24 protein-coding genes are annotated in these 25,965 nt (G+C 70.3%); 17 read left to right on the forward strand and 7 right to left on the reverse strand.

What is annotated here, in order from left to right; translation table 11 throughout:
- Positions 1-46: 46 nt before the first annotated feature.
- From BWI15_RS34145 to hutI, 7 genes are read left to right on the forward strand one after another with little or no spacing between them, the layout of a single operon-like run.
- Entirely contained in the window at positions 47-1,045 is a 999-nt protein-coding gene (locus BWI15_RS34145) for an ABC transporter ATP-binding protein (protein ID WP_077018615.1), read from the forward strand.
- The gene (locus BWI15_RS34150; protein ID WP_077018616.1) at positions 1,042-1,692 is read left to right on the forward strand and encodes an ABC transporter permease; all 651 of its coding nucleotides are present in this window, start codon (positions 1,042-1,044) and stop codon (positions 1,690-1,692) included. The genes BWI15_RS34145 and BWI15_RS34150 overlap by 4 nt, the downstream gene beginning before the upstream one ends.
- Before the next feature lies 1 nt (position 1,693).
- Positions 1,694-2,410, forward strand: a complete 717-nt coding sequence (locus BWI15_RS34155) for an ABC transporter permease (RefSeq protein ID WP_077018617.1) — start codon at positions 1,694-1,696, stop codon at positions 2,408-2,410.
- Between the two features lie 20 nt (positions 2,411-2,430).
- On the forward strand, positions 2,431-3,369 hold the full coding sequence (locus BWI15_RS34160) for an ABC transporter substrate-binding protein (RefSeq protein WP_077018618.1): 939 nt from the start codon (positions 2,431-2,433) through the stop codon (positions 3,367-3,369).
- Positions 3,366-4,565, forward strand: coding sequence for an allantoate amidohydrolase (locus BWI15_RS34165; RefSeq protein WP_077018619.1), 1,200 nt, complete (start codon positions 3,366-3,368; stop codon positions 4,563-4,565). Before BWI15_RS34160 ends, BWI15_RS34165 begins: the two co-directional genes overlap by 4 nt.
- Positions 4,562-5,872: a formimidoylglutamate deiminase gene (locus BWI15_RS34170; protein ID WP_077018620.1), complete on the forward strand. Its 1,311-nt coding sequence runs from the start codon at positions 4,562-4,564 to the stop codon at positions 5,870-5,872. Before BWI15_RS34165 ends, BWI15_RS34170 begins: the two co-directional genes overlap by 4 nt.
- Positions 5,869-7,035 (forward strand): imidazolonepropionase, encoded by a 1,167-nt coding sequence (gene hutI / locus BWI15_RS34175; protein ID WP_077018621.1) that lies wholly within the window; start codon positions 5,869-5,871, stop codon positions 7,033-7,035. Before BWI15_RS34170 ends, hutI begins: the two co-directional genes overlap by 4 nt.
- 60 nt (positions 7,036-7,095) lie before the next feature.
- Here hutI and BWI15_RS34180 read toward each other — a convergent pair whose 3' ends face one another.
- On the reverse strand, positions 7,096-7,971 hold the full coding sequence (locus BWI15_RS34180) for a DUF559 domain-containing protein (protein ID WP_077018622.1): 876 nt from the start codon (positions 7,969-7,971) through the stop codon (positions 7,096-7,098).
- A gap of 173 nt (positions 7,972-8,144) precedes the next feature.
- Between BWI15_RS34180 and BWI15_RS34185 the strand changes: the two genes are divergently transcribed.
- The gene (locus BWI15_RS34185) at positions 8,145-9,167 is read left to right on the forward strand and encodes a sialidase family protein (protein ID WP_083751163.1); all 1,023 of its coding nucleotides are present in this window, start codon (positions 8,145-8,147) and stop codon (positions 9,165-9,167) included.
- Positions 9,168-9,286: 119 nt separating this feature from the next.
- A complete protein-coding gene (locus BWI15_RS34190) occupies positions 9,287-9,856 on the forward strand; it encodes a phosphoribosyltransferase family protein (RefSeq protein WP_077018624.1) in 570 nt (189 codons plus the stop codon).
- A 47-nt stretch (positions 9,857-9,903) separates the two neighbouring features.
- Here BWI15_RS34190 and BWI15_RS34195 read toward each other — a convergent pair whose 3' ends face one another.
- The gene (locus BWI15_RS34195) at positions 9,904-10,383 is read right to left on the reverse strand and encodes a GNAT family N-acetyltransferase (RefSeq protein WP_077018625.1); all 480 of its coding nucleotides are present in this window, start codon (positions 10,381-10,383) and stop codon (positions 9,904-9,906) included.
- 228 nt (positions 10,384-10,611) lie between these two features.
- Here BWI15_RS34195 and dnaK point away from each other — a divergent pair, with 228 nt between their 5' ends.
- The 5 genes from dnaK (at position 10,612) to BWI15_RS34220 (ending at position 15,523) form a co-directional block, all read left to right on the forward strand.
- Entirely contained in the window at positions 10,612-12,480 is a 1,869-nt protein-coding gene (dnaK, locus tag BWI15_RS34200) for a molecular chaperone DnaK (protein WP_077018626.1), read from the forward strand.
- A complete protein-coding gene (grpE, locus tag BWI15_RS34205; RefSeq protein ID WP_077018627.1) occupies positions 12,477-13,196 on the forward strand; it encodes a nucleotide exchange factor GrpE in 720 nt (239 codons plus the stop codon). The genes dnaK and grpE overlap by 4 nt, the downstream gene beginning before the upstream one ends.
- Before the next feature lie 24 nt (positions 13,197-13,220).
- Positions 13,221-14,396 carry a molecular chaperone DnaJ gene (gene dnaJ, locus BWI15_RS34210; protein WP_077018628.1) on the forward strand — a complete coding sequence of 392 codons (1,176 nt, stop codon included), beginning with the start codon at positions 13,221-13,223 and terminating at the stop codon, positions 14,394-14,396.
- A complete protein-coding gene (locus tag BWI15_RS34215) occupies positions 14,396-14,851 on the forward strand; it encodes a heat shock protein transcriptional repressor HspR (protein ID WP_077018629.1) in 456 nt (151 codons plus the stop codon). The genes dnaJ and BWI15_RS34215 overlap by 1 nt, the downstream gene beginning before the upstream one ends.
- A 135-nt stretch (positions 14,852-14,986) precedes the next feature.
- Positions 14,987-15,523, forward strand: coding sequence for a GNAT family N-acetyltransferase (locus tag BWI15_RS34220; RefSeq protein WP_143466070.1), 537 nt, complete (start codon positions 14,987-14,989; stop codon positions 15,521-15,523).
- Here BWI15_RS34220 and BWI15_RS34225 read toward each other — a convergent pair.
- Both BWI15_RS34225 and BWI15_RS39635 read right to left on the reverse strand, forming a co-directional pair.
- Positions 15,477-16,622: a glycosyltransferase 87 family protein gene (locus tag BWI15_RS34225; protein WP_077018630.1), complete on the reverse strand. Its 1,146-nt coding sequence runs from the start codon at positions 16,620-16,622 to the stop codon at positions 15,477-15,479. The genes BWI15_RS34220 and BWI15_RS34225 overlap by 47 nt on opposite strands.
- Positions 16,612-17,841 carry a glycosyltransferase 87 family protein gene (locus BWI15_RS39635; RefSeq protein ID WP_077018631.1) on the reverse strand — a complete coding sequence of 410 codons (1,230 nt, stop codon included), beginning with the start codon at positions 17,839-17,841 and terminating at the stop codon, positions 16,612-16,614. The genes BWI15_RS34225 and BWI15_RS39635 overlap by 11 nt, the downstream gene beginning before the upstream one ends.
- Positions 17,842-18,042: 201 nt before the next feature.
- Here BWI15_RS39635 and BWI15_RS34235 point away from each other — a divergent pair, with 201 nt between their 5' ends.
- Together BWI15_RS34235 and BWI15_RS34240 are read left to right on the forward strand one after the other, a co-directional pair.
- Positions 18,043-19,911, forward strand: a complete 1,869-nt coding sequence (locus BWI15_RS34235; RefSeq protein ID WP_077018632.1) for a sensor histidine kinase — start codon at positions 18,043-18,045, stop codon at positions 19,909-19,911.
- Entirely contained in the window at positions 19,908-20,582 is a 675-nt protein-coding gene (locus BWI15_RS34240; protein ID WP_237771583.1) for a response regulator transcription factor, read from the forward strand. Before BWI15_RS34235 ends, BWI15_RS34240 begins: the two co-directional genes overlap by 4 nt.
- 112 nt (positions 20,583-20,694) lie before the next feature.
- Here the strand turns inward: BWI15_RS34240 and BWI15_RS34245 are convergent, their stop codons facing one another.
- Positions 20,695-21,828, reverse strand: a complete 1,134-nt coding sequence (locus BWI15_RS34245) for an amidase (protein WP_077018633.1) — start codon at positions 21,826-21,828, stop codon at positions 20,695-20,697.
- A 158-nt stretch (positions 21,829-21,986) separates the two neighbouring features.
- Here BWI15_RS34245 and clpB point away from each other — a divergent pair, with 158 nt between their 5' ends.
- Complete coding sequence (gene clpB, locus BWI15_RS34250) at positions 21,987-24,563, forward strand: ATP-dependent chaperone ClpB (protein WP_077018634.1); 2,577 nt, start codon at positions 21,987-21,989, stop codon at positions 24,561-24,563.
- 54 nt (positions 24,564-24,617) lie between these two features.
- Here clpB and BWI15_RS34255 read toward each other — a convergent pair whose 3' ends face one another.
- Both BWI15_RS34255 and BWI15_RS34260 read right to left on the reverse strand, forming a co-directional pair.
- On the reverse strand, positions 24,618-25,331 hold the full coding sequence (locus BWI15_RS34255; protein WP_077018635.1) for a phosphotransferase: 714 nt from the start codon (positions 25,329-25,331) through the stop codon (positions 24,618-24,620).
- On the reverse strand, positions 25,331-25,735 hold the full coding sequence (locus BWI15_RS34260) for a PPOX class F420-dependent oxidoreductase (protein WP_077018636.1): 405 nt from the start codon (positions 25,733-25,735) through the stop codon (positions 25,331-25,333). Before BWI15_RS34260 ends, BWI15_RS34255 begins: the two co-directional genes overlap by 1 nt.
- Between the last annotated feature and the right edge of the window lie 230 nt (positions 25,736-25,965).

The following is a 25,965-nucleotide window of genomic DNA, read 5'->3' on the forward strand; positions in this document are numbered from 1 at the left end:
CCCCTAGGATCGAGTCCGCGATCGCCGACCAGCGCGAAGGGGCGCCATGATCGAGTTCGAATCCGTCACCAAGCAGTACCCGGACGGCACGGTGGCCGTCGACACCCTGAGCCTGCGGATCCCGAGCAACGAGATCACCGTGTTCGTCGGCCCCTCGGGCTGCGGCAAGACGACCTCGCTGCGGATGATCAACCGCACGATCGAGCGGACCAGCGGCCGGATCTCGATCGACGGCGAGGACATCAACGCCGGCGACCCGGTCACGCTGCGGCGCGGGATCGGCTACGTGATCCAGCACGCCGGACTGTTCCCGCACAAGACCGTCGTCGACAACGTCGCGACGGTGCCGAAGCTGCTCGGCTGGGACAAGCGCAAGACCCGGGCGACCGCGATGGAGCTGCTGGAGCGGGTCGGGCTCGACCCCAAGCTGGCCGAGCGGTACCCGGCCCAGCTGTCCGGTGGTCAGCAGCAGCGCGTCGGCGTCGCTCGCGCGCTCGCGGCCGACCCGAAGATCATGCTGATGGACGAGCCGTTCAGCGCGGTCGACCCGGTCGTGCGCCACCAGTTGCAGGAGGAGCTGCTGCGCCTGCAGCGCGACATCGGCAAGACGATCGTGTTCGTCACCCACGACATCGACGAAGCGATCAAGCTCGGCGACAACGTCGCGGTCCTGCGGGTCGGCGGCAAGCTCGCCCAGTTCGCGCCCCCGGCGGAGCTGCTGGCCAAGCCGGCCGACGAGTTCGTCGAGGGCTTCATCGGTCAGGATCGTGGTTATCGCGCGCTGACCTTCGTCACGGCGGAGAACCTGCCGCTCGGCCCGGTCCCGGCGGACCTCGCGATCGGTGCGGACGGAAAGCCGGCCGGCTGGCGCAAGGACGGCGACACCTTGCCGGTCGGCGCGGTGTTCCAGCGCGGCGACTCGCTGCGGGCCGCGATGGACTCCGTGCTCACATCGCCGATCGGGCAGGGCGTCTGCGTCGACGAGGCAGGCAAGCCGGTCGGCGTGATCGACTACACCGGCCTGACCGGGGTGCTGCGCCCATGAGGTGGGTCGACGACAACAGCCTGCTGATCTGGGAGCAGTTACGCGAGCACCTCTATCTCGCGCTGATCCCGATGGTGCTCGGACTGCTGATCTCGGTCCCGCTCGGGTACGTGGCGACGCGGTACAGCTGGCTGGCCAACCCGCTCGTCGCGCTCGGCGGCGTGCTCTACTCGCTGCCGTCGATCGCCCTGTTCATCGTGCTGCCGGCGCTGATCGGCACGAAGGTGCTGTCGGCGGCGAACATCATCATCGCGCTGACCATCTACGCGGTCTCGCTGCTGATCCGCAACGTGATCGACGGGTTGCGCTCGGTGCCCGAAGAGGTGCTGCAGGCCGCGGTGTCGGTGGGCTATGGAACGCTGCGCAGGGTGATGACCATCGACCTGCCGATCGCGGTCCCGGTGATCTTCGCCGGGCTGCGGGTCGTCACGGTCGCGAACATCTCGATGGTCAGCGTCGGCGCGATCATCGGGATCGGCGGCCTGGGCGAGCTGTTCACGCTCGGCTTCCAGCAGGACTTCCTGACCCCGATCGTGGTCGGCGTCGTCCTGTCGCTCGCGCTGGCCCTGCTGGCCGACGTCGCGCTGGTCGGTCTGCAACGCGTGCTCACGCCGTGGGCCCGGGTCAACACCCCGAAGGAGGCCTGACATGGTGCAGGGATTCCTCGACTTCATCAGCGACCCGGCGAACTGGTCCGGCGCCGAAGGCATCGGCAACCGGATCCTGCAGCACCTGGCGTACACGTTCCTGTCGCTGGCGATCGCCGCGCTGATCGCACTGCCGATCGGCCTGCTGATCGGGCACACCCGGCGCGGCGCGTTCCTGGCGATCAACACCGGTAACGCGGCCCGCGCGCTGCCGACGCTGGGTCTGCTGACGCTGATCGTGCTGCTGATCGGCATCGGCCGGGTGCCGGTGATCATCGCGCTCGTCGTGCTGGGCATCCCGCCGATCATGGCCTCGACGTACGCCGGGGTGTCCGGCGTCGACCGGGCCACGATCGACGCCGCCCGCGGGATGGGCATGACCGGCCGGGAGATCCTCACCAAGGTGGAGATCCCGATCGCGTTGCCGCTGATCATCTCCGGCCTGCGCAGCGCCACCCTGCAGATCGTCTCGACCGCGACCGTGGCGGCGTACGTCGCCCTCGGCGGGCTGGGACGGTACGTGATCGACGGGCTGAGTCTGCGGGACTTCCCGCAGATGCTGACCGGCGCCGTCCTGGTCGCCGTACTGGCGATCCTGCTCGACCTGGTCTTCGCCCTCGCCGCGCGGTACGCCGTCTCGGCCGGGCTGACCGGCCGGCTGCGGCGCAACACCGACACCAAGACTTCCACTGCTCCGGCACCGGCCGGGGTGCAGTAAACGGACCTCTGGAGGATCCCGTGTTCAGAAGAACCTTCATCCGCAGCGCCATCGCCGCGACGGCCGTGTTCGCGCTCGCAGCCTGCGGCGGTGGTGAGGACCCGCTGAGCGGCGGCGGCGACAACGACGCCGGCGGCGGCTCGGCGCCCGACAAGGTCGACTCGCTCACCGTCGGCTCGGCCAACTTCGCCGAGAGCCAGGTGCTGGCCGAGATCTACGCCCAGGCGCTGGAGGCCAAGGGCATCAAGGTCAACCGGAAGCTGAACATCGGCGCCCGGGAGCTCTACATGGCCGCGATCCAGGACAAGTCGGTCGACCTGCTGCCGGAGTACACCGGCGCGACCCTGGTCTACTTCAAGAAGGACGCCACCGAGAACGAGGCCGAGGCCGTCTACAAGGCGATTCCGGGCGTCCTGCCGGCCGGGCTCGAGGTGCTGAACAAGTCCGAGGCGGCCGACGAGGACGCGATCGTGGTGACCCAGGAGACCGCGCAGAAGTACTCGCTGAAGTCGATCGGCGACCTGAAGGCGGTCAGCAAGGACATGGTCGCGGGCGGTGGCCCGGAGTTCAAGACGCGGACCGCGGGCCTGGCCGGCATGAAGGAGAAGTACGGCGTCGAGTTCAAGGAGTTCAAGACGCTGGACGCCGGTGGACCGCTGAGCCTGAAGGCGCTGAAGGACGGCACCATCCAGGTGACGCAGTTCTTCACCACCCAGTCGGCGATCAAGGACAACAACCTGGTCGTGCTGGAGGACCCCGAGCACATCCACCTGCCGAACAACATCGTTCCGCTGATCCGGACCGACCACAAGAGCCCTGACGTCGAGACGACGCTGAACGCGGTCCAGGCCAAGCTCACCACCGACGGCCTGACCGACCTGGTCAAGCGCGCCGAGGGTGGCAGCGAGTCCGCCGCCGCCGTCGCGAAGGACTGGCTGTCGAAGAACCCGCTGTCTTGACCGACTCCTTCGAACAGATGTGGACGGCCCTGTCCGCCGTCGGCCGTGACCCCTCCACCGGGGGTTACCGCCGCGGCGGCTGGACCGCCACCGAACGAGAAGCCACGCGCTGGTTCGTCGACCAGTGCGCGGCGCGGGACCTGACTCTGGAGTCCGACGGTATCGGCAACCTCGTCGCCTGGTGGAACCCTTCCTCGTCGTCCGAGAAGGGGGTCGTGACGGGCAGCCATCTGGACTCGGTGCTGGACGGCGGCGCTTTCGACGGACCGTTGGGTGTGGTGTCGGCGCTGGCCGCGGTCGACCAGTTGCGGGCCGAGGGTTTCCAGCCTTCGGTGCCGGTGGGTGTGGGCGCCTTCGTGGAAGAGGAAGGCAGCCGGTTCGGGATGCCTTGTCTGGGATCCCGGGTTGCTGCCGGGGTGCTGGCGCCGGAGAAGGCGTTGAAGCTGCAGGACCGGAACGGGGTTCTGCTGGCTGACGCTCTGGAAGGCGCCGGGATCGACCCGGCCGGCGTAGGACCCTCGCCGCTGCTGGAGCGGATGGGGACCTTCGTCGAGCTGCACGTCGAGCAGGGCCGGGCCTTGACGGCGCCGGTGGGTGTGGCGAGCTCGATCTGGCCGCACGGGCGGTTCCGGTTCACGTTCGGCGGCGAGGCCAACCACGCCGGCACGACGCTGATGGAAGACCGGCACGACCCGATGCTCACCTACGCGATGACCGCGCTGGGGGCCAACAAGCAGGCCCGGCTGGCCGGCGCTCGCGCGACCTTCGGCCGGCTGTCCGTCGAGCCGAACGGGACCAACGCCGTACCGTCGCAGGTGACCGCCTGGCTCGACGCCCGCGCGGCCTCGACCGAAGTCCTGGAACAGTTGCTGGCGGCAATCACCCGGCAGGCGACGGAGCGGGCCGAGCGGGACGGAACGACCGTCGAGGTCGTCGCCGAGTCGGTCTCCCCGGTGGTCGACTTCCCGGCGGGACTGCGCGACCGGCTGGCCGCCGTACTGGATGGTGCGCCGGTGCTGCCGACCGGTGCCGGGCACGACGCCGGAGTGTTCTCCGACGCCGGGATCCCGACCGCGATGCTGTTCGTTCGCAACCCGACCGGGATCTCGCACTCCCCGGCCGAGCACGCGGAGATGGACGACTGTCTGGCCGGCGTCGACGCGCTGGCGGCGGTGCTGAAAGACCTCGCCCGGTGACGGCGTACTGGTGCGCCCGGGCGGTCCTGCCGTCCGGGGTCGCCGACGGCGTGCTGGTCACGGTGGAGGACGGGCGGATCACTGCGGTCTCGTCCGGTGCCGCCCAGCCGCCCGGCGCGGTCAGGCTCGACGGCCTTGTCCTCCCCGGCCTGGCAAACTGCCACAGCCACGCGTTCCACCGGGCGCTGCGCGGTCGTACCCAGACCGAGCGCGGGACCTTCTGGACCTGGCGCGAGCAGATGTATGCCGTCGCGTCCGTGCTCACGCCGGACAGCTACTACCGGCTCGCCCGCGCCGTGTACGGCGAAATGCTGCTCACCGGCATCACCGTGGTCGGCGAGTTCCACTACCTGCACCACGCCCCCGGCGGCCGCCGGTACGACGACCCGAACGCGATGGGCGAGGCCCTGATCGCGGCCGCCCGCGACGCCGGCCTGCGGATCGCGCTGCTCGACACCTGCTACGTGGCCGGCGGCATCGACCAGCCGCTGAACGAGGTGCAGCAGCGGTTCAGCGACGGCGACGCGGCCGGCTGGGCCTCGCGCGTCGGACGGCTGCGCGGGTCGGACGGTGTGGTGATCGGGGCGGCCGCGCACTCGGTGCGAGGTGTCCCGGCCGATCAGCTCGGCGCGGTGGCCGGCTTGTTGCCTGAGGCACCTTTGCATGTGCACCTGTCGGAACAGGTCGCGGAGAACCAGGCCTGCGTGGCGGCGTACGGGCGGACGCCGACGCAGGTGCTCGACGAAGCCGGCTTCCTGAGCGCGCGGACGAGTGCCGTGCACGCGACGCACCTGACGCCGGTCGACGTCGGACTGCTCGGCAGCTCCGCGACGTACTCGTGCTTCTGCCCGACGACCGAGCGCGACCTGGCCGACGGGATCGGTCCGTCGGTCGCGCTGCGTGCGGCTGGATCGACGGTGACGTTGGGGTCGGACAGTCACGCCGTGGTCGACTTGTTCGAGGAGATGCGGGCGGTCGAGCTGGACGAGCGGCTCGCGTCGCAGGAGCGCGGTCACTGGTCGGCGCCTGAGTTGCTGGCCGCGGCGACGGCCGACGGGCATCGATCGCTGGGGTTCGCCGATGCCGGGAAGATCGAGGTCGGGGCGCGCGCGGATCTGGTCGCCGTACGGACCGACAGTGTGCGGACGGCGGGGACCGGGGCGTCGGTGGAGACGGCCGTGTTCGCGGCGTCCGGGGCCGACGTCACCGACGTGGTCGTCGACGGCGTTCATCGTGTTGCTCAGGGCAATCATTCGACATTCGACGTGGCAGCCGAACTGGCGGCCGCGATCGCGGAGGTGACATGAGCTCGTTGCTGCTGACCGGGATCAGCTCGCTGGTGACCAACGACCCGCAGCACGGACCGCTGCTCGGCGAGTTGCACGACGCCGCGTTGGTGGTCGAAGGCAACAAGGTTGCCTGGGTGGGACCCCGCACGGCGGCTCCCGCGGCGGACGCCTCGATGGACCTGGGCGACCGGGCCGTCGTACCGGGCTTCGTGGACTCGCACGCGCACCTGGTGTTCGCCGGTGACCGGGCCGAGGAGTTCGCGGCGCGGATGACCGGGCAGCCGTACAGCGCCGGCGGCATCCGGACGACGGTCGCCGCGACCCGCGAAGCGGCCGACCAGCAGCTCGCCGCGAACGTCGCCCGGCTGGTCGCGGAGATGCGGCGGCAGGGAACGACGACGGTCGAGATCAAGTCGGGCTACGGGCTGACGGTGGCCGACGAGGCGCGCTCGCTGGCGGTCGCGGCCGACTTCACCGACGAGACGACGTACTTGGGGGCGCACGTCGTACCGGCTGAGTTCGCTGACGATCCGGGCGGTTACGTCGACCTGGTCACGGGGCCGATGCTCGACGCCGCGGCCAAGCATGCGAAGTGGGTCGACGTCTTCGTCGAGCGCGGTGCCTTCGACGCGGACCAGGCCCGGGCGATTTTGCGCGCCGGACAGGCGGCTGGTCTGTCGGCACGGGTGCACGCCAACCAGTTGGGCGAAGGGCCCGGCGTACAGGTCGCTTGCGAGGTCGGCGCCGCGGCGGCTGACCACTGCACGTTCCTGACCGACGCCGACGTGGACGCGATGGCCTCCGCCGGAGTCGTCGCGGGGTTGCTGCCGGCCATCGAGTTCTCCACCCGCTCGCCGTACCCCGACGCCCGCCGCCTCCTGGACGCCGGCGTCACCGTCGCGCTGGCGACGGACTGCAACCCCGGCTCGGGCTATTCGTCGTCCATGCCGTTCTGCATCGCGCTCGCCGTCCGCGAGATGCGGATGAGTCCCGCCGAAGCCCTCTGGTCCGCCACCGCCGGCGGCGCCGCGTCTCTGCGCCGTACCGACGTCGGCCATTTGGGCGTCGGCGCTCGCGCCGACCTGGCCGTGCTGGATGCGCCGTCGTACGTGCATCTCGCGTACCGGCCGGGCGTCCCGCTGGTCACCAAGACCTTCATCGGTGGCCGCCCGGTCATCTGAGCGAACGCCCACCACTCACCAAGCGCACCTGCCGCCGATCCGCGCAGCGTGAACCGCTGCTCAGGCGGCCGTCGGAAGCCGGTTGGTGAGTGGTGGAAGTTCGAGCGCCCCGCGCACTGCCTCCACGATCCAGTCGGGGTCGTACATCACGTCCTCCCAACTGAACCGCAGCACGAGCCAGCCCCGCAGGCTGAGGTTGACAAGTCGACGGCAGTCGCGGGCCAACGCGACCCGGCCGCCGTGGTGCTCGAATCCCTCCGCCTCGAGTCCGATGCGTCGATGCCGGTGTCCCAGGTCGAGCCGGGCGCTGAACCCGGAGCTCAGTACTTGGACCTGCGGTTCGAACCCCTCGATGCCGGCCTCGAGGAGGATCGCTCGAAGGGCCGACTCCAGCACGGACTCGGCCCTTCGGTCCGCGAGGCCGACAACCCGCTGGATCCGCAGGTGGTGCGGCCCGGACAGCCGGGCCGCGGCGTCCAGCAGTTCGTCGTGATCGACCAAGCCCAGGTGAAGAGCCGAATCAGCGACGGCGAGCGCCTCGGCCAGCGGCAGCGTCCGGACGCAATCGAGCACGGTCCGGACCGGCGTTGTCACGTCGTCGATCACTGGTACGTGGGCCCAGTGCAGTACGCAGGGAAGTCCAGCCCGGCGCCGCAGTCGTCCGGGGCGAAGGGTCACGTGGGGGAGCGACGGTGCCGAGAGGACTCCCATCTTCCAGTGCTGAGCAGCGCTGAGGTGTGAGACCGCACCACCGTGACTTCGTGCCGCGGTCAATGCCGGCGGCGCCTCCGGAAGCGCGTACACCCCTTTGGCGACCCGGCGAATCGTCCCGGCGATGAGTGCCGCGCGAATCGCGCGTGCGGACACGACGGCCAGCAGTTCGGCGAAGGTCGCACTGCCACCACGCCGAGCAAGCACCTCACCGACCTCCGCCATTGCAGCAGCTTGACGGATTGCCGCGGCCTGCGGCGGCGATTGTCCACAGGTGCGGACGCCCAGCACTCACCAAGCGGAGTTCGCGGTCGAGACACGGGGTTGTCTGAGCGTGGAGGCGGGGTCGCCGCGGCGGTTGATGAGTGGTGGACGTCCGCATGTGAAACCGTGGAGCCATGAGTCGCGTGGTGATCGCCCGGAGCATTGCCGGTCAGCTGCCCTACTTCCCGAGTGCCATCCGGCTGGCGGACGGGCGCGTGCTCGTCGTGTGGCGGGAAGGGCTCGGGCATGTGCGCAGCGTGGGGCGGATCGTCGCGGCGGAGAGTGCGGACGACGGGCGGACGTGGTCGGAGCCGCGGGTGGTCGTGGACACGGTCTACGACGACCGGGATCCGATGCTGGTGCAGCTCTCGGGTGGGGACATCCTGCTGAGCTGGTTCCAGATCGACTGGTCGGTGCGGCCTTACACCTGCCCGGCGGTGCTGGTCGCACGATCCGTGGACGGCGGTGGGACGTGGGGCGAGCCGGTGACAGTCGGGTCGACGATGGTGGACCACGAGACCAGCGAGGTGTGGCACAGCTTTCGGGCGGGGCACATCGTGGCGCACGGGCAGATTCTCGAGCTGCCGAACGGGGATCTGCTGGCTCCGGTCTACGGGGTGTTCCCGGGCGACGCGCGGCATTCGGCGAGCGTTGTGCGGTCGATCGACGGTGGACAGACCTGGCCGGCCTCGAACGAGGTCGTGCTGGGGCGGAAGCCGGAGCGCGAGTACCTGGAGCCGGTGCTGACGTTGTTGCCGGGTGGGCAGGTGGTCGCCTTGCTGCGGACTGATGAAGAGGCTGAGCTGGTGCGCTCCGACGACAACGGGCTGACGTGGTCGGAGCCGGAACTGTGCGGGTTGCACGCGTCGTCGGCGGACACGCTGACGCTGTCGGACGGCGCCGTGCTGCTGGCGTACGGCGATGTGTCCAAGCGGTTCAATCCGGGGCGGCCGACGGTGGCGACGATCATCCGCGATCCGCTCGGGCCCTGGGACCAGGATCCGTTGCGGGTGGTCATCGACGCCGGCCAGAACACGGTGGACCAGGCCAACCCCGCGGTCGTCGAGCTGCCGGGCGACGAGCTGCTGGTGATCAGCTACGACATCTTCACTCGCGAGATAGTTGGAGTACTGGTGCCGCGGTCCGCGCTGCAGTAGATCCAGTGCCGCGGTGCTCCGGCGTGGCGCTGCGGTGGGTGCGGTGCGTCTGCGGTGCTCGGGCGTCATGCTGCAGTAATTCCGGTGCGCCCGCGCGGTTCGGCCGTCACGCTGGGGGCGTGTCCAGGTCAGCGGTCCACCAGCAGGCCGACGGCGGCGTCCGTGGGCGGCTGCGTGCTGCCCACCGCTGGCGGCAGGACCGTGTGGACCGCTGGGCGTCGGCCGACCTCACCGGCTGGTGGCGGGACGCCGAGCTGCTCCGCGACCTCGGCCCGGCTCTGGCCGGCCTGTACGACGAGACGCCGACCGTTGTGGTCGGGCCGGTGTCGCGCGGCGCCATGCTCGGCGCGCTGACCGCGGCCGCGCTGGGTGTCGGCTTCGTGGAGGCGCGCAAGGAGATCGCGCAGGCGACCGACAGCGACCGCTGGGTGCGCCGGACGACCGGGCCGGACTATCGCGACCGCAACCTGGTCTTCGGCTTCCGCCGCGACCTGGTGCAGTCGGGCGACCGGGTCCTGATGGTCGACGATTGGGCGGACACCGGCGCCACCGCGCGAACCATCCGAGCTCTGGTGGAGGACTGCGGCGCCCAGTTCATCGGCGCGGCCTGCATCGTCGACGGCCTGCTGGACCCGCGGCTGCGGCACGAGCTGCCGGTCCGCGCGCTGCTTGACGTACGAACGCTCTAGCCGGGGCTGTCGGCGATCTCGCCGCGCAGGCGAGCGTCGCGCTCCTGCTAGCTCAGCTCCTTCGACAGCATCGCGCTCGTCGTGCCGTCCGGGCGCTGCAGCTTGCCGACCTCGACGAAGCCCCGGGCGGCGTGCAGGGCCAGCGACGGGATGTCCGGCGGGTCCGACTGGACGCGGCAGACCAGGCGGTCGAAGGGCTTGGCGGAGCGTTCGACGGCGCGGTAGACGGTTGTGGCGATGCCCTGGCGGCGGTGCGCCGGGGCGATCACCAGGCGGTCCAAGTAGAGGTAGCGGTCGGCGTAGGTGTCGGCGAACCACTGGAAGTCCAGCCCGTCGTACGCCGAACCGGGGGCGAAGGTGAGCACGAAGCCGGCCACCTGGCCGTCGACGTCGACGACGGCGGCGTGGGCCGCGATCAGGCGGAGCCAGTCCAGGCGGTCCGGGCCGAGGGGGTCCAGGTGGGACTCGGCGGCGTTGAGGGCGAGCACGGCGGGCTCGTCGACAGTGGACAGGGGGCGGAGTTTCACCTGACCACCCTCCCACGGCAAGCGCTTTCAGCGGCAGGGGTGGACTCAGGGCCTGACGGGGGTGATCCCGGAAATCCGGGGGCCGGGGTTGGGAATGACCTGGCGGTGGTGCAATGTTGAGCCAGGTGTACTCAAGTCTGCCGGACCAGCTCCGGGGGCAACTTGAATTACCGGTCTCGGATCGGCAACATTGAGTCTGCATCACTCAACTTCGTGGAGGTAACGCTAATGGCCCGCGCGGTCGGTATCGATCTCGGTACGACGAACTCCGTCATCGCCGTACTGGAAGGTGGCGAGCCCACCGTCATCCCCAACGCCGAGGGAGCGCGCACCACGCCCTCGGTGGTCGCCTTCGCCAAGAACGGCGAGGTCCTGGTCGGCGAGGTGGCCAAGCGCCAGGCCACCACGAACGTCGACCGCACGATCCGTTCGGTCAAGCGCCACATGGGCGAGGACTGGAACGTCTCGATCGACGGCAAGAAGTTCACCCCGCAGCAGATCAGCGCGTTCGTGCTGCAGAAGCTGAAGCGCGACGCCGAGGCGTACCTCGGGGAGCAGGTCACCGACGCGGTCATCACCGTGCCGGCCTACTTCTCCGACGCGCAGCGCCAGGCGACCAAGGAGGCCGGTGAGATCGCCGGCCTGAACGTGCACCGCATCGTCAACGAGCCGACCGCGGCCGCGCTGGCCTACGGCCTGGACAAGGGCACCGAGCAGACCATCCTGGTCTTCGACCTCGGTGGCGGCACCTTCGACGTCTCGCTGCTGGAGATCGGCGACGGCGTCTTCGAGGTGAAGGCCACCAGCGGTGACAACCACCTCGGTGGTGACGACTGGGACCAGCGGATCGTGCAGTGGCTGGTGACCCAGTTCAAGAACAAGAACGGCACCGACCTGTCCGGCGACAAGATGGCCATGCAGCGGCTGCAGGAGGCCGCGGAGAAGGCCAAGATCGAGCTGTCCAGCGCCGCCGAGACCAGCATCCACCTGCCGTACCTGAGCCTGACCGACTCCGGCCCGCTGCACCTGGAGGAGAAGCTCTCCCGGGCGGAGTTCCAGAAGCTCACCAACGACCTGCTCGAGCGCGCCCGCGCGCCGTTCAAGGCCGTGATCAAGGACGCCGGCATCGACGTCAGCAAGATCGACCACGTGATCCTGGTCGGTGGTTCGACCCGGATGCCCGCGGTCGCCGAGCTGGTCAAGGAGCTGACCGGTGGCAAGGACCCGAACAAGGGTGTGAACCCGGACGAGGTCGTCGCCGTCGGTGCCTCGCTGCAGGCCGGTGTGCTGAAGGGTGAGGTCAAGGACGTCCTGCTGCTCGACGTGACCCCGCTGAGCCTGGGCATCGAGACCAAGGGTGGCGTGTTCACCAAGATCATCGAGCGCAACACCACGATCCCGACCAAGGGCTCGGAGATCTTCACCACCGCCGAGGACAACCAGCCGTCGGTGATGATCCAGGTCTACCAGGGCGAGCGCGAGATGGCCCGCGACAACAAGTCGCTGGGCAACTTCGAGCTGACCGGCCTGCCGCCGGCGCCGCGCAACGTGCCGCAGATCGAGGTCACCTTCGACATCGACGCCAACGGCATCGTGCACGTCAACGCCAAGGACCTGGCCACCGGCAAGGAGCAGCGGATGACGGTCACCGGTGGCTCCGCGCTGCCGAAGGACGACATCGAGAAGATGGTCCGCGACGCCGAGCAGTACGCCGAGGAGGACCGCTTGCGCCGCGAGGCCGTCGAGTCCCGCAACCAGGCGGAGGGCTTGGTCTACCAGACCGAGAAGTTCCTGTCCGAGAACGAGGACAAGGTCCCCGACGACGTCAAGACCGAGGTCAAGGACGGCGTCGCGGAGCTGAAGAAGGCGCTCGAGGGTGACGACGCCGACGCGATCAAGGCCGCGTCGGAGAAGCTCGCCCAGTCCAGCCAGAAGATGGGTGCCGCGATGTACGCGAACGCCCAGGCGGCCGGTGGCTCGGAGGAGGGTGCGCCGACCGACGGTTCGAGCACCAGCAACGACGACGACGGTGTCGTCGACGCCGAGATCGTGGACGAGGACCGCCCGCAGGACAGCAAGCCCGAGGACACCAAGTGACCGATCGTCCCACCGACCCTGGAAGCGAGTTCGGCGACGGCGAGCCCGTCGTCCGGGACAAGCGCCGGATCGACCCGGAGACCGGCAACCTGCGGGAGTCCGGCGAGGCCACCTCGTCGGCCCCCGCGGGGGGTGCCGCGCCCGGGATGCCGGGCACCCCGGGCGCGCAGCCACCGCGTGACCCGTCCGATCTGGTCGGGCCCTCGGCCCAGGAGGCTCTGTTGACCGAGGCGCTGGCCGAGCGTACGGCGGACCTGCAGCGCCTGCAGGCCGAGTACGTGAACTACAAGCGCCGGGTCGACCGGGACCGCGAGGCCAACCGGGAGCAGGTGATCGGCTCGGTGCTGACCGAGCTGCTGCAGACCCTGGACGACATCGGCCGGGCCCGGGAGGCCGGCGAGCTCGAGGGCGCGTTCAAGGCCGTCGCCGAGTCGGTCGAGCGGGTCACCGAGAAGCTCGGCCTGGTCAAGTACGGCGAGGTGGGCGATCCGTTCGACCCGCGGATCCACGAAGCGCTGCTGCACAACTACTCCGACGAGGTCGACGGACCGACCGCGACGCTGGTCATGCAGCCGGGGTACCGGCTGGGCGACCGGATCCTGCGGGCGGCCCGGGTGGCGGTGTCGGAACCGACCGAGCAGCTGCCGGCCGGCGCCGAGAACGGGGCTGAAGGCAACGATGACGACAACCAGGCCGCAGACAAGCCTGCGGAGTAACCGGGCGGAGGAGGTGAGGCGTCGATGAGTACCAAGGACTGGTTGGAGAAGGACTTCTACAAGGTGCTCGGCGTCTCCAAGACCGCCGAGGCCGACGAGATCAAGAAGGCCTACCGCAAGCTGGCGCGCAAGTACCACCCGGACTCCAACGCCGGGGACGCGTCGGCGGAGGCCAAGTTCAAGGAGGTCTCCGAGGCCTACGACGTCGTCGGTGACGCCAAGAAGCGCAAGGAGTACGACGAGGCGCGCCGGCTGTTCGGCAGCGGTGGCTTCCGGATGCCCGGCGGCGCCGGTCAGGGTGGACAGGGCTTCGGCTTCGACGTCGGTGACCTGTTCAACCGTGGCGGCGCCGGCGGTACGGCGGGCGGCGGTCTGGGCGACATCCTGGGCGGCATGTTCGGCGGTGGTGGGCGGACCACGACCACCACGTCGACCGCGCGGCCGCGCCGGGGTGCCGACATCGAGACCGAGGCGACGATCGAGTTCGGCGAGGCCGTGAACGGCGTCACCGTCGCGCTCCGGATGACCAGCGACGAACCGTGCAAGACCTGTCGCGGCACCGGCGCGAAGTACGGCACCGTGCCGAAGGTCTGCCTCAAGTGCGAAGGCACCGGCATGCAGACCTCGGTCCAGGGTGGCGTGTTCGCGATGACCGAGCCCTGCACCGAGTGCAAGGGCCGCGGGCTGGTCGTCGACCAGCCGTGCGAGACCTGCCACGGCTCGGGCCGCGGCCAGTCGAGCAAGACCATGCAGGTCCGCATCCCCGCGGGCGTGCAGGACGGTCAGCGGATCCGGCTCAAGGGCAAGGGTGCGGCCGGCGAACGGGGTGGCCCCGCGGGCGACCTCTACGTCACCGTGCACGTCAAGCCGCACCGGATCTTCGGCCGGCAGGGTGAGCACCTGACCCTGTCGGTGCCGGTGAGCTTCACCGAGGCCGCGCTGGGCGCCGAGATCAAGGTCCCGACGCTGGACGGCCTGCCGGTGACGGTCCGGATCCCCGCCGGTACGGCGAACGGCAGCAAGCTGCGGGTCCGCGGCAAGGGTTCGGTCCGCCGCGACGGGACCAAGGGCGACCTGCTGCTCACGCTGGAAGTGCAGGTGCCGCACGAGCTGACCGACGAGCAGCGCGAGAAGCTGCGCGAGTTCAACTCGGCGTCGGACCAGCCTGATCTGCGGGCCGGGTTGTTCGGGAGCGCGTGATGGGCATTCCGTTCAGCCAGGTGCCGACCTGGGACGACCGCACCCCGATCTACGTGATCTCGGTGGCGGCGCAACTGGCCGGCATGCACCCGCAGACCCTGCGCCAGTACGACCGGCTCGGGCTGGTGGTCCCGAGCCGGGCCAGCGGCCGGGGCCGGCGTTACTCGGCGTACGACGTGGCCAAACTGCGGTACGTGCAGCACCTGTCGCAGGAGGAAGGCATCAACCTGGCCGGAATCCGGCACATCCTCGAGCTGCAGTCCGAGGTCGAGGAACTCCGCCGCCGCAACAACCAGCTCCTGGCGGAGGTCCAGCGTGGCGTCGGCGTCTCCCGCCGCAGCACGTCCAGCCGGGTCTTCTCGGCCGGACCGGCCGGCGACGTCATCGCGATGGGCCGCCAGCAGACCACCACCCGCTGGATCCGGACGCAGCCGTTGGAGATCGGCCCGAGGTAACCCCGAGAAGCGGGCGGCTGAAGCCGTCTGCCGACCAGCCGAAGCCCGGCGCACGCGAGGTGCGCCGGGCTTCGGCGTACCGGTTGTTCATCTCGGAAGCCTTGTGGGGCTGGACCAGCGGTTTACCGTGGAGGGGTGACGGTGACTCTGGAGACTGAGCGGCTGTTGATTCGGGAGTGGGTCGAGGGGGACGCGGAGGCCGCGCTGGAGATCTACGGGGCGGCTGACGTGGCGCAATGGCTGTCGCCGGCGATCGAGCAGATCGCCGACGAGGCCACGATGAAGGTCGTGCTGCACGCCTGGATCGAGGCGCAGCCGAACTTCGTCGTGCCGGCCGGGCGCTGGGCGATCACCCGCAAGGACGACGGCGAGGTGGTGGGCGGGTTGCTGATCCGGCTGCTGCCGCCGTACGAGGAGGATCTGGAAATCGGCTGGCAACTGAAGCCGGCCGCCTGGGGGCAGGGATACGCGACCGAGGCGAGCCGGGCGTTGATGGGCTGGGCGTTCACCGACGCCGACACCGACGAGCTGTACGCGGTGGCGCGACCGAACAACCATCGGGCGATCGCCACCGCGAAGCGGCTGGGGATGGAGTGGGTGGGGGAAACCGACAAGTACTACAACCTCAACCTGCAGGTGTACCGGATGCGAGCTGCCGACTTCGTGTCCTGAGCGGCGCCGCCTGGCTCAGCAGGAACGCCACGCCGATCAGCACGTACGCCGAACCGGCGACGTGCTCCAGCAGCGACCAGTCGCGCCCTTCGGCGGGCAGCAGCGTGTGCGGCCCGACGGTGAAGACTGCGAGCGGGATCATTGCCCAGGGCATCCACCGTACGGCGAGCAACGTCGCCGGCGCGATCCACACCCAGTGGTGCGACCAGCTGACCGGTGAGGCGAGCAGGCCCCACACGGCGACCACCAGCAGCGCCGTGACGTCGTCCCCCTCGGCTCGGCGGCGCCAGGCGGCCAGCCAGGCCAGGGCACCGCTGGTCGCCACCAGCGCGACCCAGAGCGCGGTCCGCCCGGCCCCTTCGTCCATCACCCGCGCCAGCACCGCCTGGAAGCACTGGTTGAACGCGTACGTCGCTCCGCCGATCCGGTCCGGGTCGAAGAGCACTCCGAACCAGTAGTCCTGCGAGTCCCCCGGCGCGAGCCACCAGGCGAGTCCGGTGAGCCCGGCGAAGCTCAGCGCCGACACCGCCGCGGACCGGTAGTCCCGGCGTACCAGGAAGAAGACCACGAAGACCGCCGGTGTCAGCTTGATCGCGGCGGCCAGGCCGACCAGGAGGCCGCGGGGCCAGGGCGCACGGGGCAGCAGGCAGTCCAGCGCGACCAGGCCCATCAGGATCAGGTTGACCTGGCCGAAGCCGATCGTCGAACGCACCGGTTCGAGCAGCATCGCCAGCAGCGCGCCCGACAGGCCGATGACGACTGTCCGCCGGTTCCAGCCGTGCAGACGGGCGCTGACCACCAGCAGAGTCGCGGTGAGCCCGGCGACGCCGGCCGCGTTCATCACCAGCTCGGCGACGGCGAAGGGCACGGCGTACAGGGTGGTGAAGAGGATGGCGGCCAGCGGTGGATAGGTGAACGGCAGCCGGATCCCGGGGACGAGGTCGGCGAAGCGCTCGGAGTAGAGGCTGATCCCGTGGAGCCAGGCGTAGCCGCCGGTCCGGTAGACCTTGAGGTCGAGCGAACCGGCGTACCAGGTCAGCAGCACCGGCAGCAGCGCCAGCAACCCAACCAGGACGGCGATGCGGCGGTCACGCAGCACGGGTCAGCCTCCGGCGGAAGCCGTAGAGCGCCAGACCCAGTACGGCGACCCCGCAGAGCGCGTACGAGTTGCCGACGACCAGCTGGATGCCGTGATGGGTGTACTCCTTGTCGCCCAGGTGCGGCGAGTGCCACGGCAGTCCGAACGCCATCGTCACCAACCAGGCGAGGGCGAGCCCAGCCAGTACGCCGCGCCGAGCGCTCCGGGCCTGCAGCGTGTGGTGCACCAGCACGGCGCAGATCGGCAGCGCCCAGACCCAGTGACCGGTCCAGGAGATCGGTGAGACCAGCAGCCCTACAACGGCAGCCAGCAGCACGGATTCGAGCACGAGGCTCCGCTCGTAGGCCCGCCGTACCGCCAGGAAGCCCAGCGTGCAGGTCAGCACGACCGCCAGCAACCAGTACGGCGCGATGCCGTCGATTCCGCCCGCGACCCGGGCGAAGACCCCGCGCCAGGCCTGGTTGCTGATGAAGTGGGTCGCGCCCGGCCGGCTCGGGTCGAACATGTACACGCCCCAGAACTGCCGGGACGCCTCCGGCATCGCGATTGCCCCGGCCACCATCGTGCCGGCCGTCGCCGCGGCAGCCGTGGCCGCTTCCCGGTAGCGACGGGTGACGAGCAGGTAGACGATGAAGATGCCCGGCGTCAGCTTGATCCCGGTCGCCACTCCGACCAGTACGCCGCGGAACCGGTGCGGCAGGTGTCCGAGCAGATCGACCAGGAGCAGCGCGGTCAGGATCAGGTTCACCTGGCCGAGGTCGAAGGTGGACCGGACCGGCTCCAGCGCCACTCCGGCCGCCCCGATCGCCATACCGATCGCTGCGACGCGGTAGCGCGACCACTGCGGCCTGAGCGCACGCAGCGTCACGATGCCGATGGCCAGCAGCGCGGAGGCGTTCAGCAGCGTCATCAGGACGCGCCCGCCCGCCGTACCGAGCAGGGCGACCGGTGCGAAGAGCAGCGCGGCGAACGGCGGGTAGGTGAACCCCAGCGCCATGTCCTTCGGGTAGGCCAGGTGCGCGGTGTAGATGTCCTGACCGTGCAGGAACGCCTGGGCCGATACGACGTAGACGCGGAGGTCGTACTGGAGGGCGTTCGGCGGCCAGTGCCAGAGGCAACCAATCAGGAACAGGGTGGCTGCGGCAACCAGCAGCCGGGGGCGGCGCCGGGTACGGACAGCGGTGCTGCCGGCCGGGCGAACGGAGGGACTGATCGTCATGCTCTCGACCCTCGCGGCGGCGCCCCCTGCGCCACATCGCCGCCGAGAACCAACCTTGCTCGCCGGTTCGAGTGACCCGCCCGGCCGACGAATCACTCCAAAGAGTGACGGCCTGGAACCCGCCAGCCCACAGAATGGCATGGTGACCGCAGACGTGACGATCGCCTTGCTGGGCAGGCGGACCTTCCCGCTGGAGCAGAAATGACTCGCGTCAGGCAGTTCTTCGGTACGCCGTACTCCGACCTCGTGCTCGCGCTCGTGGCCCTCGCGGTCACGCAGATCCTGCTGCTGCGGTCCGCGGACGACTGGGCGTGGGCCACGCTGATCTTCACCCTGGCCGTGGCCCTGGCGCCGGTCCTGATCGCGCTGGCCGGGACCGCGCCGGCCTGGGCTGCGGTCGGGCTGGTTGCCGGGGCTTTCCTCTCGATGTCGCTCGGCCGGACGAACTGGTTGCTGATGGCGGGCTGCTGCCTCGCGCTGGTCCGGCTGCCGCGACGGGTCCCGGCGCTCACTGCCGTGCTGATCGTCGGTGTGGTCGCGGCGATCCCGATAGTGCTGAACGCGGTCCGGGACCGGATCGTGTCGCTGATCTACCCGAACGTCCACTACGAGCTCACCCACGCCGACGGCACGATCGAGACCCGGCTCGGCCTCGCGCAGCACCGGTTCGACCAGATCTGGGTCGCGAGCTGGCCGTGGTGGCAGTCGCTGCTGCTGGTGGGGGTCGGTATGGGCGCGGTGGCATGGGCCTGGTTCGTCCGCAAGGAGCCGCGGCGCCGGATGGTGACCGGGCGGGAGTCCTTGGCGGCGTTGCTCGGCGACCCTCGCCATCAGTGGGGTCTGGACGCGCTGTTCGCCGTCGCGATGTCGTCCGTGCTGCTGATCGACCTGTGGCGTGATCGGGTTGCCGACGGCAACTGGTGGAGCGCGCCGGGATGGATGCCGTGGGCGATCGCCTACTCGGCCCTGGTCCTGCTCGTACGGCGCCGCCGGCCGGTGCTGCCGGTCGTCGTACTGGCTGTCAGCGCGCTCGTCACCTACTGGCAGTCCCCGCAGAGCTGGGCGGTGCTGGTCGCCCTGGCCGTGGCGCTCTTCTCGCTCGCCGCAGGCCGGACGAAGGTGCGCTGGGTGCTGATGTCGTCGGTGGCGGTGCTGGCCGCGCTGCCGCTGATCGCGTGGCGGATCCGCTACCCGCAGCTGTCGCTGATCTTCCCGAGGCTCAAGACCGAGTCGTTCGAATTCGACGGGGCTCTGCGGAACTTCACGTACGACGGTTTGGTCAACCACAAGTGGCCGGTGTCGCTGTCGCTGCTTCTGCTGCTCCCGTTGTCGCTGGGATTCCTCGCCAAGCTGTACCGGCGCAACCGCGAGGCGTACCAGCGCGAGGCCGCGCTGGAGCGCGTCGCGGCGGAGCAGGACGCGGCGCAGGTCGTACTGACCGAGCGGTCGCACATCGCCAGGGACCTGCACGACGTGGTGGCGCACGCGGTGAACCTGATGGTGATCCAGGCCGAGACCGGACCGGACCTGATCGCCCGCGGCGACCAGGAGGTGCTGGCGGGCTTCCAGCGGATCGGTGACGCCGGACGGCGGGCGCTCGGTGAGCTGGACCGGATGTTGTCGGCGCTGCGCGACGCGGAGGGGGTGCCGGACCCGGAGCTGACCCCGCAGCCCGGGCTGTCCGACCTCCAGCGGCTGGTGAAGGACGTGGCGCACGACGGGCTCGCCGTCGAGCTCGACGTGCAGGGAGACACCGAGCTGGCGCCGGCGGGCCACCAGCTGGCGGCGTACCGGCTGGTGCAGGAGGCGTTGACCAATGTGGTGCGGCATGCGGAGGCGACGAGGGTGGTGGTGACGCTGCGAGTGCTGGCCGACGAACTGCGCGTCGAGATCAGAGACGACGGGCGCGGGTTCGACCCGGAGGTGGCGCGGAGCGGTGGACGGCACGGACTGGCCGGGATGCGGGAGCGCGTACGGATCCACCACGGCACGCTGACGATCGACTCGGCGCTCGGCGCCGGGACCAACGTCGCGGCGCGGATTCCGTTGACCGCCGAGGTGCTCCGGTGATCAAGGTGATGGTGGTCGACGACCAGGACCTGGTCCGGGACGGGATCTCGATGATCCTGGGCGGCCAGCCCGACATCGAGGTGGCCGCGCAGGCGGTCGACGGCGCCGACGCGATCCGGCAGGCGGCCGCGCTGCTGGACCTGCGGGTGGTGCTGATGGACGTCCGGATGCCGGTGATGGACGGGATCGAGGCCACCCGCCGGCTGGTTCAGGGCCCGAACCCGCCGAAGGTGCTGATCCTGACCACGTTCGACCTCGACGAGTACGTGTACGACGCGCTGCGCGCCGGGGCCAGCGGGTTCCTGCTCAAACGGTCTTCGCGCGACGAGCTGATCAACGCCGTCCGGGTGATCGCCGACGGTGATGCGTTACTTGCGCCGCCGGTCACCCGGCGGCTGCTCGACCGGTTCGCCCGCAGCCGGCCCGACCCCGACGAGTCCGGCCGGCTGGACGAGCTGACCGCGCGCGAGCGTGAGGTGCTCCGACTGGTTGCCGAGGGCAACTCGAATGCGGAGATCGCGGCGGCACTGCACCTGACCGAACACACGGTGAAGACGCACGTCAGCCGGATGCTCACCAAGACCGGTTTGCGCGACCGGGTGCAGGCGGTGATCCTCGCCTACGACACCGGGCTGGTCGCACCCCGGCCGCTTGATCAGCGGGGGCCGTAGGCCGGTTTCGGGGGCTGAGGGGGCTGGGCGTCCCGGGTAGTGGCTGGGCAGTACGTCGTACGGGTGACGCGAGGGCCTGACCCAACCTCGCTGCGCCTGCTGCCGCCCTTGGTCAGGGCCGGGCGATCCGCACCGGGCGACCGAGCTGGTCTGCAGCCGTGAGCAGATCCCCCTCATGATGGCGGCGGGCGACCAGTTGCAGGCCGACGGGTGATCTCGCCGCGGTGAAGCCGGCGGGCAGGCTGATCGCCGGATGGCCGCTGAGGTTGAACGCCCAGGTCAACGCGACGCTCATCGTGTCGCCTGGGCCCTCGTGCGGGTGGGGAGCGTTCGGCGTGGTGGGCGTGGCGATGAGCTCGACCCGGGTGAAGACTTCGTCCAGCCGGCGGTCGTTCACCTCGCGGATCCCGCCTGCGCCGGGTGTCGTGCCGGCCTGCCGGAGGGCTCTCCAGGCCGCGGCCGGATCGTGGAGCTGGACCTCGACAGGGCTTTCGGTCAGCGCACCGGTGCCGACCAGGTCGGTCAGCGCTGCCCGAGCGATCGCCGCGATCTCCGGGGCAGTGCCGGCGAATCCGAGATCGGCCGACCAGGTCACGCGCAGTGGACGCGCGTCGGCCGTTGGCACGTCCATGATCGACAACCAGGCGCGCAGATCAGCGGGATCCCGAGCCAGTACGCCGCCGACGCCGAGCCCCGTACGGTCGCCGGTAGGGACCGCGCCGTTCGTCGGCTTCAGCCCCAGCACTCCACACCACGCGGCCGGAATCCGCACCGACCCGGCTCCGTCACTGCCGGTCGCCAGCGGAACCATCCCCGTCGCGACGGCGACCGCCGACCCGGCCGACGACCCTCCCGGCACCAGCGCCGGATCCCACGGGTTCAACGTCGGCCCACGCTCGGTCGACCCCCAGGTCTGCCACGAGGTCCCGCCGCCGGGAACAGCCGTCAGCCCGATCGGTACGGCGCCGGCCGCGCGCAACTGCTCGACCTGCCCAGCGCTCTTGACCGCAACCGGTACGCCGAGCAACGGCTGAGCAGCAGCTCCGGCTGCGCGAACCCGATCGATCGCCCGGGCCATCGCCCGAGCACGCTCCGGCCAGAGCTCGCGGAACGCCCGGACCGAACCGTCCAGCCGATCGACGCGGCCCAGCGCTGCCTCGACCATCGCGAGCGCGGACATCTCCCGGCCGGCGATCGCAGCGCCGATCGCCACCGCCGACAGCTCTTCGTACCGCTGGCCACTCAACGCTTCCTCCCCGCTGCGCTCAGTCGTCGAGCCACTGCCGATCCGGGACAACCCTGGGTTGACCCGGGAGAATTCGCAAGGTTGAGTGGAATGGACTCAACTTTAGGTACGTTGTCTGTAGTGATTGCTGTTAACGAAGCTTGAAAGGCTGGAACCAGATGGACGTTCAGCGGTTGACGACGCTGGCCCGGGACACCCTGTCGGTCGCGATCCGTCAGACCTCCGCGGCGGGCAACCCGACCGTGGAACCGATTCACCTGTTGTCGGGGCTGCTCGCGCAGCCCGAGGGGACCACCGTGGGCCTGCTGGAGGCGGCCGGCGGGGACGTCGACGCCGTACGGCGGCGGACCGCGGAGCAGCTCGCCCGGCTGCCCAAGGCGAGCGGGGGCAGCGTGCAGGCTCCGAGCCTGTCGCAGAAGACGAGCGACGTACTGAACCAGGCGGAGCAGCGCGCGCTCGGGCTCGGCGACGAGTACGTCTCGACCGAGCACCTGCTGATCGCGCTGGCCACCGTCGAGGGCGTGGCGAAGACCGCGCTCGACGTGACGGCCGACGCGTTGCTGCAGGCGTTCGACCAGATGCGCGGCAACCGGCGGATCACCTCGCCGGAGGCCGAGGGGACCACCAAGTCCCTGGAGAAGTACGGCATCGACCTGACCGAGCGGGCCCGTGAGGGCAAGCTCGACCCGGTGATCGGGCGCGACTCCGAGATCCGGCGCGTGGTCCAGGTGCTGTCCCGGCGGACCAAGAACAACCCGGTCCTGATCGGTGAGCCCGGCGTCGGCAAGACCGCCGTCGTCGAGGGGCTGGCCCAGCGGATCGTGGCCGGCGACGTCCCGGAGTCCCTGCGCGGGCGGCGGCTGATCAGCCTCGACCTGGGGGCGATGGTGGCCGGCGCGAAGTACCGCGGCGAGTTCGAGGAGCGGCTGAAGGCCGTGCTGACCGAGATCAAGGAGTCCAACGGTCAGGTCATCACGTTCATCGACGAGCTGCACACGGTCGTCGGCGCGGGTGCGTCCGGCGAGGGCGCGATGGACGCCGGCAACATGCTGAAGCCGATGCTGGCCCGCGGAGAGCTGCGGATGATCGGCGCGACCACGCTGGACGAGTACCGGACCCGGATCGAGAAGGACCCGGCGCTGGAGCGGCGGTTCCAGCAGGTGTTCGTCGGCGAGCCGAGTGTCGAGGACTCGATCGCGATCCTGCGCGGCCTGAAGGAGCGCTACGAGGCGCACCACAAGGTGGCCATCTCCGACAGCGCGCTGGTCGCGGCGGCGACCCTGTCGAACCGCTACATCTCCGGCCGTCAGCTGCCCGACAAGGCGATCGACCTGGTCGACGAGGCAGCGTCCCGGCTGCGGATGGAGATCGACTCCTCCCCGGTCGAGATCGACTCGCTGCGGCGTACGGTCGACCGGCTGAAGATGGAGGAACTGGCGCTGTCCCGCGAGGACGACGCCTCCAGCCAGGAGCGGCTCGAGCGGCTGCGTGCCGACCTCGCCGACCGCGAGGAGGAGTTGCGCGCGCTGGAGGCCCGCTGGGAGCGGGAGAAGTCGGGCCTGAACCGGGTCGGTGAGATCAAGGAGCGGATCGACGAGCTGCGCGGCCAGGCCGAACGGGCCCAGCGCGACGGCGACCTGGAGACCGCCGCCCGGATCCTGTACGGCGAGATCCCCGAGCTGACCAAGGAGCTCGAGCAGGCCGCCGCCGAGCCCGAGGTCACCGACGGCCCGGACGCGATGGTCAACGAGGAGGTCGGCCCGACCGAGATCGCCGAGGTGATCGCGATGTGGACCGGCATCCCGACCGGCCGGCTGCTCGAGGGCGAGACCGGCAAGCTGCTCCGGATGGAGGACGAGCTCGGACGCCGGCTGATCGGCCAGCGCCAGGCGGTCAAGGCCGTCAGCGACGCCGTACGGCGGGCGCGGGCGGGCATCTCCGACCCGGACCGGCCGACCGGTTCGTTCCTGTTCCTCGGCCCGACCGGTGTCGGCAAGACCGAGCTGGCCAAGGCGCTGGCGGACTTCCTGTTCGACGACGAGCGGGCGATGGTCCGGATCGACATGTCGGAGTACGGCGAGAAGCACAGCGTCTCGCGGCTCGTCGGTGCCCCGCCCGGCTACGTCGGCTACGAGGAGGGCGGCCAGCTGACCGAAGCGGTTCGCCGGCGGCCGTACTCGGTGATCCTGCTGGACGAGGTGGAGAAGGCGCACCCCGAGGTCTTCGACATCCTGCTGCAGGTGCTGGACGACGGACGGCTGACCGACGGCCAGGGCCGCACGGTCGACTTCCGCAACGTCATCCTGATCCTGACCAGCAACCTCGGTTCGGCGTACCTGGCCGACCTGACCATCGACGACCAGGTCAAGCGCGACCAGGTGATGGCCGTGGTGCGGCAGTCGTTCAAGCCGGAGTTCATCAACCGGCTGGACGAGATCGTGCTGTTCGACGCGCTCGGCAGCGAGGAGCTGACCCAGATCGTCACGCTGCAGATCACCGCGCTGCAGAAGCGGCTGGTCGACCGGCGGATCACGCTGGACGTCGGCGAGGACGCGCTGGAGTGGCTGGCGATGACCGGCTACGACCCGGTGTACGGCGCCCGTCCGCTGCGGCGGTTGGTCCAGTCGGCCATCGGCGACGAGCTCGCTCGCGGGCTGCTGTCCGGGACGGTACGTGACGGCGAAACCGTGCACGTCCACCTGAACGAGGCGAAGGACGCGCTGGAAGTCAGCTGACCTTCGAGCATCGGGTGCCCGGGATCCTGCGTGGATCCCGGGCACCTTGCTGTTTCAGCTGAGCGCGGCCGCGAAGTCCGCTCGGTGCTTGGTTGTGTGGTCGTGCTCGCGGCGCGACCAGGCGATGCGGTCGGCGATCTGTTCGGCCGTGGTGTCGATGCCACCGGCGGGCAGCTCTGCCCAGAAGCGGACGTTGCGGCTCTGGCGTTCCAGCATGGCGTCGACCAGGACCGCTCGCTCGGACGGCGTGAGGCCGTAGGCGTCGGCGAGTACGCGGACCTGCGCGGCCTGCGCTTGCACTGAACGAGCTTCGGGCTTCGAGGAGACGCACCACAGCCAGGCCATGTATCCGACGTCCTCCAGCGGGCTGCCCGGCGCGGCCAGGTCGAAGTCGATGAACGCGACCGGCAGGTCGTCCTGGAAGACGGTGTTGTTGGGGCCCAGGTCGTGGTGGCACACGACCTGGTGTGGTCCGGCAAGGAGGCTGCCGCGCGTGGCGTCGTGCAACGCGCGGGCCAGGGCGCCGGCGGCGGCGACCTGCGTATCGGTCCAGGGCCGCAGTTTGGCGGGGACCCAGCCTGGTAGGTAGGTCAGCGTGTCGCGGCCGGAATCGTCGTGGCCGAGGTGGCGCGGTGCTGCGGTGAACCCGCGTTGCTCGAGGAGAGCGAGCAGAGACGCCGCGAATGGGGAGGGTGGTCTGCGGACCGTGTCGCCGACGCGGACGACGCCGCGGGTGAGGCGGCCTCCCCGCATCGCGGCTTCGGGCATCAGTTGCGGGTGACGACGTGGTGGGGCGTGATGCGGACGACGACCCGCTTGACGTGCGGCGGGAGTTCGGCGTACTCGGCGGCCGCGTCCGGGCCCTCGTATTTGATGGCGAGTGCCTGGGCGACCGCGCGGTCGGAGTCCGGGGTGATGGTCGCGGTGCCGCGGATCTCGGCGTACCGGAGCGGGTCGGTGGCGTCGATGACGATCAGGCTGGTGCGCGGGTCGGCCTCGAGGTTGCGGATCTTGCGCAGGCCCGCGGTGGAGGAGATCAGGACGTCGGTGCCGTCGCGGCCCACCCAGATCGCGGAGGTCTGCGGGCTGCCGTCGGCGTTGACGGTGGCGAGTACGGCGAGGTTGGCGCCGTCGAGCAGCGCGCGGGCCTGATCGGGCAGTTCGGTGGTCATCGGCGCAGTGTAGGTGTGGACGGGTTGGGTGATCTGGGAGGATCGGGGGCAACCAGCGGAGGACACCCACTCAGATGAGCGATCACCCCGGCGGCCCCCGGCCGCACGACCCCGACGACCGCAATCCGTCCGACCGGCCGCCGACCGAAGGGCCGGGTTCCGGGTCCGGGGCGGTCGGAGGTCCGGCTGCAGGTGGACCTGCCGCAAACGGCCCGGTCGCGGGCGGATCT

Source organism: Kribbella sp. ALI-6-A (assembly GCF_001984195.1).
In the GTDB taxonomy this organism is placed as follows: domain Bacteria; phylum Actinomycetota; class Actinomycetes; order Propionibacteriales; family Kribbellaceae; genus Kribbella.